This is a genomic window from Xenorhabdus bovienii SS-2004 (assembly GCF_000027225.1).
Taxonomy (GTDB): Bacteria; Pseudomonadota; Gammaproteobacteria; order Enterobacterales; family Enterobacteriaceae; genus Xenorhabdus; species Xenorhabdus bovienii_C.
The window spans coordinates 2,638,448-2,650,015 of record NC_013892.1; the positions used below are offsets into that span (position 1 = coordinate 2,638,448).

At 51.6% G+C, this 11,568-nt stretch carries 2 protein-coding genes; both read right to left on the bottom strand.

Features of this window, described 5'->3' with window-relative positions; all coding sequences use genetic code 11:
• Positions 1-3 precede the first annotated feature (3 nt).
• Complete coding sequence (locus XBJ1_RS11405; RefSeq protein WP_012989102.1) at positions 4-5,013, bottom strand: beta-ketoacyl synthase N-terminal-like domain-containing protein; 5,010 nt, start codon at positions 5,011-5,013, stop codon at positions 4-6.
• Entirely contained in the window at positions 4,998-11,567 is a 6,570-nt protein-coding gene (locus tag XBJ1_RS11410) for an AMP-binding protein (RefSeq protein WP_143827673.1), read from the bottom strand. Before XBJ1_RS11410 ends, XBJ1_RS11405 begins: the two co-directional genes overlap by 16 nt.
• Position 11,568: the final 1 nt, after the last annotated feature.

Genomic DNA, 11,568 nt, shown 5'->3' on the forward strand with positions numbered 1-11,568 from the left:
CCCCTAAAAATTAAACTCTGAATCCACATTCTGGCCGCTCGTCTGAGCGGACATTTCCGGCGTAGGCTCACCGCTAAGGTTCTTGAGTAATTCCTGTATTTCCGTATCAGGATCGGTGAGTACTTCCTCTATCAACGCGAAGAAGTACTCAAACACCGCCATAATGATGGCTTCACTAAACATGCGTTCACGAAATTGTATCGTGCAATCAAATGTCTCTTGGGTTTCGGATATTTCCATCACCAAATCAAATTTGGCCGTATCTGACGTCAGTTCCAGTCGGGAAAATCCGGGACGCCACGCGGATTCATCCGCACCGCTCAGACTCAGTGGCAGATACCCGAAAACCACGTCGAACAACGGATGTTTGCCTTGACGGTTTTGGAAGTCATGCTCAGTACTCAGATCATCCAGCAGCGCGCTCATCGGATAAGTCTGATAAGGGATGCTTTCAGACCACTGTGCATTAAGCTCCAGAAGATAATCCGTCATGGCAAAATCCGTATCCGGCTCAATTTTCAGAGCCAGCATATTGACAAGATAGCCCACCAGCGCCAATTCTTCCGGCTGTGTGCGTCCGGTGACGGGAACACCGAGAAGAAAGGATTCGGCACGGGCGATTTTCGTCATCAGCACCCCGAATGTCCCGAGGAAAAAGGTAAATACAGGGAGCCCCAGATCACGGCAAAAACACCTGATTTCTTCGCTGGTTTGCGCAGAAAGACTTTTAACCCGCGTTACTCCCCGATGGCTGTCGGCGTCGATATGTCCGTCATAATCATCTACTGTAGGCAATACCAGCGACGCAGGTAAAGGCAATAGATTGGCGAGCCAATAGGCTTTATTTTTCCGCACCTGATCTTCGTTCTCAAACTCCAGCCTATAGCGCCGATAGGCCGCGAAACTGTACTCCGGCTCAGGTAACGGACGCTCCTCAAGCCTATTCTGAAAATCATGGGCGAGTATGCCCAGAGAAACCGCATCGCATACGATGTGATGGACGACGATCAACACCTGATGGAACTGGCCGGCATCCGTACCTTTTATCATCATGGCGCGCATTGGCAGTTCGGTATGCAGGTCAAAAGGGGCTTTAGCAAACTGTTCGAGGCGAGCCTGATTTTCCTCCTGCGCGGGTTCAGCCTCAAATATGGCCAAGCTGACTTTAGCGTCAAGCTGAGGCAGCATCATCAAATTAGTCCCCTGCCTTTTAAACAGACATTTCAAGACCGGATGCCGGTCTGCAACTTGTTCTATCGCTGTAGCGATGGCGATCGCACTGATCGCCGCCGGGCATTGGAAAGCCATTGGCATGTTATAACTGGCGTCGGTAAACGTGGTTTGATGTATATACAACAATTCCTGATCAGCGCTGGCGATAATTGGCTCAGACGGGTCGATGGCCGGCAAGATAGGATGAGAAGCGTTTTGGTCGTTGACTAACTGTCGTTCAATCTCCCGTAATGTGGGCTGTGAAAAAAAGTCCTGAATAGAAACTCGCTTACCGAGTTTTTTATACACTTTTTCCGCCATCACAATGGTCTTCAGACTGTCGCCGCCTAGTTCCATAAATCGGTCATCAATGCCGATACCGTCAATACCGAGAATACTGCTCCATATAGCGGCGATTTCCTTCTGCATCTCATTGGCAGGCGATTGATAAACGGAAGTCAGCGTTTTCGGTCTGGGCTTCAATTTGACGTTCCCTCCGGCCTGCGGTCTGTGATCGATCTTGGCAGCACGTCTTCCTCCCCAGGCATACAATCTATCCATAAACTGGCCGGCAGAGAAAATTTTCTGGTTTTCGTGATCATATTCACGCAAGCTGCGTTCAAACAGAGCAGGAAACTCAGCGCCAGAGAGAGCAACTTCATTGGCACCCCAGACGAGTGCATCAGCCCGACGATCTTCGTCGAAATGAACCGTTTCCCAGTTCACAACAACCCAACGCGTTCCTGTCAACCGTCTGTTTTGCATCTGCCCCCAACCATCCAGAAACAGATTGGCCGCAGCGTATGGCGCATGGGCAATCCCCCCGAAAAACGCCGACATCGAAGATGTCACGAAGCAATATTCAACGGGAATGCTTTCGAATACGTTGGCGAGTACTGCCGCCACCTGAGCTTTTGGCGCGAGTTGCGTGCAATAATGGTCGGCATTGAGTTGAACCAGAGGGGAAAAGGAATCACCATCCGTGACGCCAGCGGCGTGAAGAACCACGTTGATCTCCCCAAAACGACGGCGAATGGACTCAAACAGCGCCAATGCGTCGGCTTCCGATTCCAGTGCATACGGAAAAATCTCCACCGCCTCAGCGCCCGCGTCCTTCAACTCTTCCTGTAAACTCCTCATGGCAGGAGAGTCCGCAGGCTGGCGACTGATTAGTGCCAACCGTCCCTGAAAACGTCGTGCGATCACCCGTGCCATCGCCTTGGCCATCCTGCCGCCAGCACCCGTAATGACGTAAGTTTTTCCGCTGAAATACGCCGCATCCAACACGTCATTTTCTTCCGCATCCGGACAACGGAAATCTTCAACAAACAACCCCTCATCATTAAGTTTCAGAGGCCCGTGCAACGGAGTTTGCAGCAGTCTGGTCAGCGCGGCGGGCGTCCAATCTGTACTGGGATTCTGAATGCTCAGAAACGCACAACTGACACCGGGAATCTCCTGAGGTATCACTAACGCTAACGCTTTAAGAGCCGCCACCGTCAATACAGATTCAGCCAGATATCCATTATCGCCGGTCATGGAGAAAGCGGGCGCGATCAAATAAATATGCACGGAAGTAAACACGGAGAAATCAGTCTCCGCAAGCGCCCGGCCTAATTCAGATAAAATTTGGAGTGACGCTGGCGCAAAAGAAAAACCCTCTGTCGGAAACGCCAGCGACAACACCAGAGACGGGTTCTTTTGCGAACCTGTTATTTGCGAACCACTAGACAATTTTGCCAGAACGTTCCGCATCCGTACCGGACACAGCATATCCAGACTGACAACCTCAATCTGACTGTTGTCTGCCAACCCGCTCGCAAGAGACGCTAACGTCTGGTCAACCAGCAGCACGGTATCCGGCTTCACCTCCGACATCGGTTGTGCCGGCAAGCGTAGAGGTTTCCAGAATGGTGTTAGCAGACCCGCCGTATTTTTAGACAGATCTTTGCCATCAGGTGCCGCGACGATATCGGCAATCTGCGACCAGATTTTATCTGTAATGTGTCCGATTCCATGCTCCTCGCGAATGAAAGCGTATCCGGGGACATCCATCAACGGTTGTCCGTTACCGGGGCTGAAAAGACATTTCTCAAGCTCTTTTGTCTGACCGGATACCCAGTCGCTGATAGCAGCAAAATTCTCTGAGAGACTATCCGGCGATGTCGTTTCCAGGACTTGCCGAACCAGCGCCAGACTCTCCGTCTGTTCATCCGGTGCCAGATAGCGTTCAATTTGCTGCATCAGAGCAAACTTCGAATCTGCCGCAAACACGGCTCGATACGGAAAACTGTGCCGTTTGCCCAAGGTATGGGACAGCGCGGATAAATCCGGATCGGGCTGTGAAACCAACCACTGGGATACTGATTCCAGTTGCCGTGCCAGAGAAGTGCTGTTTTTTGCTGAAAACGGAAAAAAACAGACTCCGGGTACTTTGTCACCGCCGCTTGTCTTCATGGTCTGCGGAGGGAGCACATATTGCTGTAACACCATATGCGCATTGGTTCCGCCAATACCAAAACTGCTGACGCCACCGGTTCTCAATTTCCCTTGGTTTGACGGCCACAGTTCAGCGCGGGTATTGACATAAAACGGGGAGTGTTCAAATTCCAATTGAGGATTCGGCCGTTGGAAATGCAGCGTGGGCGGTATCATGCCATGTCTGAGTGCCAATACCATCTTAATGAAACCCGCGATACCCGCGGCAGAATCCAGATGCCCGATGTTGGTTTTAACGGTACCCAATGCACATTGATTGAGTGTCTCCTCTGCACTGGCGGAAGATCCTCTTTCGTTGAAAACCTCACGCAACGCCATAAATTCGATGCTGTCTCCCAAAGAGGTCGCCGTGCCATGACACTCGATGAAATCCAGATCCGCCGCGTCTACCTCTGCCATCTGCAAAGCAGAGCGAATCACTTCCGCCTGCCCTTTAACGCTAGGCGCGGTGTAGCCTACCTTGCGGGCACCATCGTTGTTAATGGCAGAGCCTTTGAGGATCGCCCAGATAGGATCGTTATCCGCAATAGCATCTCCCGCCCGCCGCAATACTACCGCGCCGAGTCCGCTACCGAACACGCTGCCGGTAGCCTCCGCGTCAAACGCTCTGGTCTTGCCGTCTTTCGAAAATAACATCCCGTCTTGATAGGTATGCCCGTTTTGCTGCGGTAACAGCAGGCTGACTCCGCCGGCAACGGCGAAATCACATTCACCACTCAACAAGCTCTGCACGGCCTGATGGACACTGACCAAACTGGTTGAACAGGCGGTCTGCAAGGTGAAACTGGGGCCTTCCAGTCCTAACTTCCAGGAGATTAGCGTACTCATCGCATCTTTATTGGACAATTGGGAGGCAAGAAAGCCGCCTGTATTCTCAACCTGTTCAGACAACATCGCCTGCATCGTCCACTGCACCGAACTACGCGCCCCCAGAAACAGCCCGATATTACGACTCCGTTTGTCCGGATCGACGCCGGCGTTCTCTAAAGCATGCCAAACGCACTCCATCATCAAACGGGTTTGCGGATCCAAAAGCGCCGCTTCTGCCTGACTGTAGCCGAAGAACTCCGCATCGAAATACTGTGCACCTTCCAGTACTCCGTTAACCGGCACGAAGTCTTTATGACGTATCTTGCCGGCATCATGCCCTGCTTTAAGCAATTCTTCTGCCGTAAAGCGGGAGATCCCATCCACGCCCATCAGTAAATTTCGCCAGAACTCACTGTAATTCCCTGCTCCCGGAAACCGGCCTGATAAACCGATGACAGCGATATCCAAATCTTCTCTTATTTCTGTACGCATAATGTCTTACCCTGTTCCAGATCGATAAAGTCATCGGACGTTAATTGCTTAACGAATTCAGCGTGATCACCGCTTTTACGCCGGACGGTGCAGCACCCTTTCATTTTTTGCGTAAGTCCATCAATACCGGCTTCGTCTGCATCGTCGGAAAAGAACATCGCGACAGGGAGATTTTCTGATGGCAGAGCCAGAATCCGCTCATAAAATGTCTTGTTTTCAAGGATCTGATGCTGTAATTGGTAATAGCGCCACTCCTGATAGAGCGAAGGAAACTGCCGCCGCAATGTTTCAACATCCATATCGGCATCAAAACCTGCACAATCAAAAGCCAACCGATTAACATCGCGAAAGAACTCAACGAACTCTGCATACAGCTCATCCCCCGCAAAAATATCGGTGCGCAGGTTAGGATCGAGAAATACCAATTTGTCTATGTATTGGGAAAAATGCTGCGATGGCTGCGATAGTTCCGCTTGTTGCGCCAGCAATGCCACCAGCATCTCCGCCCCAAGGGAATAGCCGCCCAACCACAGTGAGCGTGACGGGTGTATGCCCTGCGCTTTAATGTGCGATGTCAGAGCATCTAGCAACGCCTGTTTAAATTCCTGCACTGACAGGTTTTCAACATCGCGGGGTTCCGTTGTTAAAACAGACACGGTGACGCGACCGGCCAATTTGTCCGCCAGCGCCTGCAATTCAATCAATCCCCCTAACGCCGGCGGCAACAGTATCAGTTTGGCAATGTTAGGATCATCGGCGTTCAGAAAACGCTCTTGTAACAATTTCACTGGCATTGTGTCATCCGCTCCCTGCCGTGCGTTGATCAGCGACCATTGCCCGCCGATCGTGGCATTGCGGAACACATCGACGGGGCTGAATGTCACGTTGAACAGCGTTTCCAGTTGATTAGCCAGTCGCACGGCACTCAGGGATGATCCGGATACCAGAAAGAAGTCAGAATCCTGTGTCAACTCCCCTTTATATCCCAAACATGTCCTCCAGCAGGCGATTAATTTTTGCACTCCCTCGCTCATTGTTGCTACCTGCTCCTCCTGTGTTTGGTGCGTGTTTTCACGCCATTCCAGAAACCGTGCCACGATCCGCTGCCGATCCAGCTTGCCTATTTCGGTTCGCGGCAAAGACGCCAGCGGAAATATCGCCGACGGCAAGTGGGAACGGGGATAATGTCGCGCCAGATACTGTTGCAGATCCGACTGTATATTCTCTTTTCCTTCAATCGCCAGTACCAGACAGGCCTCCGGTGTTCCGGCGAACGCCACTGCGGCACCCGCCGCAATCACATCAGGATACTGTCCGGCTCGGTTTTCCAATTCGCCCAAGCCGATGAAATTCCCTCGCACTTTACAGCTATCATCCATTCGCCCTCTGAGGTAAAACAGGCCGTTTTTGTCCGCCATCGCTAAATCGCCGGTACGGAAGAACGTTCCCTGAACGTCCCGGCCAAATTTACTTGCAGTCAGCGCCGGGTCATTCAGATAACCGTGACGCTCAAAATCCCCATAAATGACCAGTTCTCCCCATTGACCGATCCGAAGCCGGCCGCCATCCTGATCGATCACGGCAAAAGCGGCATGTTCGAAGGGTTCTCCGATGGAAAGTGCCGCGCCTGACGCCAACTGAGTGCAGTTCACCATCGATACAGCAATGCAGGTCTCTGTGGGGCCATAACTGTTCCAAATCTGTGTACGTTCGAGTAATTGGCTGATATCTCCGGCAGCGAGAAAATCACCACCACTAATGCAGATCTTGGGCAAAGGTGCCAACTCTGGCATACGGTTCCAGGCTGAGAAAAGAGCCGGAGCCGCAGAAATGACATCAGGGCAGTAGCGAAGTAAAAACGCCCTCACCTTGCGTTCATCCAATAAACTGTAACGGTCAGCGACCACACTTGTTCCCTGCAACGCCCAAGCGAGCAGAACTTCTTCAAGATAACCGTCAAAACTGGGCGAGAACTGTTGCACAATCCGCAATCCCTGCGGCGTTGTCTGCAATTCTTGCTTTAACCCCAGCTTATTGACGAGTGAATCCACATACTGCGCCGCCGTATGCGCGGCAACACAGATGCCTTTGGGTTTGCCGGTAGTCCCGGAACTGTACAATATCCATGCGATAGGATTATCGTCGCAGGACTTCAGGCTGTGAAAGCCTTGCCAATTAATGGAAACAGGAGCAAGCAGATTATTATCCTGCAATTGCACACCCATCTCTGACACCGCCGCCGCGTCAATTTCCGCTCCGTGCATGATCACAAGATCCGGCTCTGCATGGCGGATCACTTCGTTAATACGCTCCTCCGGCGTCCCCGTTTCGAGTGCCAGATAAGTGGTATGCGTCAGGAAACACGCCGCCAGAAATGCCTGTAATTGACGCCCCTGACGTCCTAAAATGAGTGCCCGTCGAATCGTCCCCTGATTTAGAACCTGCATATATGCAGCGGTTAATGCAGCGAATTCTTCCCAAGTCATGATGCCTTCTTCATCAATCACTGCGGGACGGTCGGTCAATGTCAGAAACCCATTAATCAGCATGGCATCGATTTGGCGATACGACGCACGTCGTTGTACTGGCCGAAAGGCCTTTTTAACTGCATCAGCAGACACCATCAGCTCATCAATCTGCAAAATGGAAGGAGCGTGACTCAAGATCTGCCGCAAAATTTCCTGATAGCCGGTTGCGATGGCTTCTATTTGTGAATCAGGGAAAGCCTCGATCTGATATTCCAGTGTCAATCGGCAACTTTGTGTCTTTTGTATACCTTGCGTACGATGGCTGACGGTAAGATTGAGCGGCCCATGCGCTTCCAGCGATAAATCGTCTGCATCCGGCGCTTCATGATCTGCTGCGTCAAGATAGGAATAAGCGACATTAAGCAGTGGATTGCTGCCAAACATCCTGGGATCACGGCTGAGCAATGCAAAAGCCTCTTCAACCGGAAAAAAAAGCTGATCCACCATACGCCACTGCTCATCGGCCAATTTCTTAATAAATCGGTCAAAGGTTGCTGTCGGCTTATCAAAACGAAACGCGCAAGGGGATAACGAGACGAACATACCCACGGTCTCCAGCGCATTTTTTGGGCGAAATGCATTCGCCACTGAAATGGAAAAGGCATGACTTCCCCCTTCGCGCGCCACAGTAAGCCCCCACACCGACAGGAAAAACATGGCCGGAGTCACGTTGACGGCTCCGCAAAGATGTTTCACTGCTGCCATATCTGCGGCCGATAGATGCCAGGATAGGGTTTTCACCTTGCCACCTGCATCCACCGCGCCATGTCCGAACGGATCGAATTCCAGCCCTTCAAGATAGTCTACCCAGAATGCCTCAGCCTGTGTCCAGACCGGGCGTTGACGGGCATCCGCTAATGCCATTGCGTAGTGCCTGTAACTCAGTGCCACGCAAGACAACGATTCGTGCGCCAGCAATTGCTGAAACTCACGCTGTAGGATCTCCAACGAAGGTTTGTCCACTAAAATATGGTGGATCTGTAACTGCAAACAGGCGTGCTCTGTGTTTATTTCCTGTAGACAGCCTCTCAACAAAGGGGCTTCTCCCAACTCGAAAGCCTGCGTCCGCATCTGCAACCACTGATTCCGATCATCGATCAGTACCCTGTCAACCGGCAGAGACGGTAATATCTCAGCATAGGGAATACCTTCACTATCAATACGATATCGGGTACGCAAAATATCGTGGCGGTCAATTAGAGCCTGTAGGGCTTGTTTCACTGCATCAGGAAAGAGGTCATGGGATAGCGGGATCTCCAGCGCCAAAATATAAGCCTGTGATTCTGGATGCAGACGATATTCTGCATAAAGCCGAACTTCTTGTGCCGATAACGGCCCACGCCCGTCAACCGCAAACTGAGGTGCGGTTTCCAGCAGATTTGAGAAACTCTCCGTCACCATGCTGTCACCGCCGGTTCGTCTGGCGTCGATTGTTTTCGCAAGTGCCTCAATCGTATCGTTTTGAAAAAATTCCAACAAAGAGACAGCCTGCCCAAATTCATGTTGAATCTCCGCCAGAACCCTTGCAGCCCGTAACGAATGACCCCCCAGAGAGAAAAAACTTTTGTCTACCGACAAGGTGTCAACATCCAACTCCAAATACCGCGCCCAACAGGCTGCCAGCCATTCTTGGGTTGCCCCGTCAGGCCGGACAACTTTACCGTTCATCGCCTTGCCAAACGCCTGTTTTAGCCCTTGTCGATTCAGTTTGCCATTGCGCGTCAGCGGTAATTCCGCTACCAGAATCACCTGACTTGGCACCATATAAGCGGGCATCCGGCTTAATAACGCCTCTCTGACGTTTTGTTCCGTGACCCCACTGTCCGTCGTTACGATAAAAGCACCTACGTGAGTGTGCCCCCGCTGGTCTTCTATGCCAATCACTGCCGTTTGAGCCACCGTCGGCAGATCTAAGATGTTTTTTTCAATGGCATCCAATTCGATGCGGAAACCGTTCACTTTCAGTTGGCGATCACGCCTTCCTTCAATTTCAATCTCACCCTGAACATTCCAGCAACAGAGATCACCGCTGCGATAATATTTCCCCTTCAACCATTCCGTATCCAGATCTATGAACGCCTTTTCAGTGAGATCAGGGCGATTTATGTAGCCCGCCCCAACGCCGGCTCCTCCTATCAACAACTCACCCGATACACCGATAGGACAGGGTTCTAAGGTATCGGGAAATACCACAACACACTGGCAGCCGCCGAACGGTTTACCGATAGTGACTTTCTGGTCATTACGCACTATGGATAAATAAGTTGTCAGAACGCCGGTTTCACTGGGGCCGTATACATTAAACAGCTCGTAATTATTTTTTTGAAACGTTCTCAGACTTTCGCCGCCAAAATACAATTGCCGCAAGTTAGGAATATCTCCCTGCTCCATGATGTATTCCGCCAGCACGGTCGTGGTGAACAATAAATCGATGCGGCTTTCCCGCAGAAATCTGACGCATTTTCCAGCGTCTGAACGCGCTTCTTCCGGCGGCATGACCAGCACGATGTCCTGAGTCAGACACTGCACACATTCCAGTACGAAATAATCAAAAGTATGATTCGCTACGGAGGCAACTCTGGAGCCGGCGGTGTGATACAGGGCTTGTTTTTCAGCACTGAGATTAAGTAAGGCTTTGTGAGTATTGATACAGCCTTTCGGTTTGCCCTCACTGCCGGAGGTCATCACCACACACAATGGGTCGTCGGGATTGACTGCCTCACCTTTGCGCAGCAACGCCGCCAGAACAGACATCTCCGTTCGATGCGTCAGCCTGACTGGCGCATCCGGTACATAATAAGGCAGCATAACGACCTGACAGCCCTGAGCGCGAAAGAGTTCGGCCATCTCACCGCAACTTTCCTGTAGCAGAACCACCTTGGTGTTATGCAGCTCGATGATGTCCAATAACTGGCTTTCAGGCGCGCTGTGGGATTGCAGGCAGAACGGCTTACCGATACGCATACATGCCATTGCGGCGAGTGTGATTTCCACTCCCTTGGCGCCGACAATAAGCACACAGTCGCCTAACGATTCCCATTGTGGCAAATTAGGATCGGTCAACAAAATAGCCGTGTACTGCTCCAACTGTTTAAAGTTAACGGTCTGATCACCGACCTCCAGAAACTGGGTTTCAGCTCTGTCGCGCATGGAGGCGGTCATGGCCTGCTCCACATTTTTGTACCTCAGTGGCTGCGCGGGTACGGGGGCGGACAGCGCAGCGATTCTCTCCCGCTCTTGCACCGGCATCCAGGGCATCGACGCGAGCGGGGAGTTTGGCTCGAATACCATGCTGTTCAATAACAAGGTCAAGCGATCCATCAGAAGCGATGTCAGTTCTGCGTCCACCCTCTGCGAATCGAATCTCATATGCAGACAGGTCTTTTGGGGACAGGCTTCGATCCAGATACTCAGTGAATAATGCGCCGTATCTGTTCCCTCAAAGGGTGTCTGTGTTTCAGAGTAACCTACCAACACTTGCGGCGATTGCGACATAACAGAAGACGCCGATTGCAAAGGCATGCCGGACGTCAACGCGGCTATTCGCTTCCATTGCGCAAGCTCCTCACCAAACAGCCGTTTTACCGGTTGTGTCAGCTCCGTTTCCGTCAGATGCCATTTAGCTGGGACGAGATAAACTCCGGCGGGAGGGTCATTGGACAAAACCGCCGGTGTTCCGTTGCCCGACCTATCTTGCGCCCCGATCGCCCAAATCAAGCTCCCTTCCGGCTCCCGGCTGTGCAAAAAGGCGAGATACTTGATGCAGGCGGAAAACAGCGACAAACGATGCAGCGGAGACGCCGCCATAGTGAAAATTCTGCTGTTCAGTGGTTCGGCAAGAGTGAATGACGTCGTGACAACCTCTGTGTTCATCCCCGAGGCCGCCAGCCGAGACACAAAAAAGGGACATCCCTGATATCCGGCATCCAGTTGTTGGCGAACATAATCTTTTAATGCTTGTTTTCTTGCATTCATCACAATGGGATCATTAGTGTGCATTTCCGCAATTTCCTGCTTTATTTTCATA

Coding starts and splice junctions, on each gene's coding strand:
- XBJ1_RS11405 (WP_012989102.1), bottom strand. CDS start 5,013: ATGCGTACAGAAATAAGAGAAGATTTGGATATCGCTGTCATCGGTTTA.
- XBJ1_RS11410 (WP_143827673.1), bottom strand. CDS start 11,567: ATGAAAATAAAGCAGGAAATTGCGGAAATGCACACTAATGATCCCATT.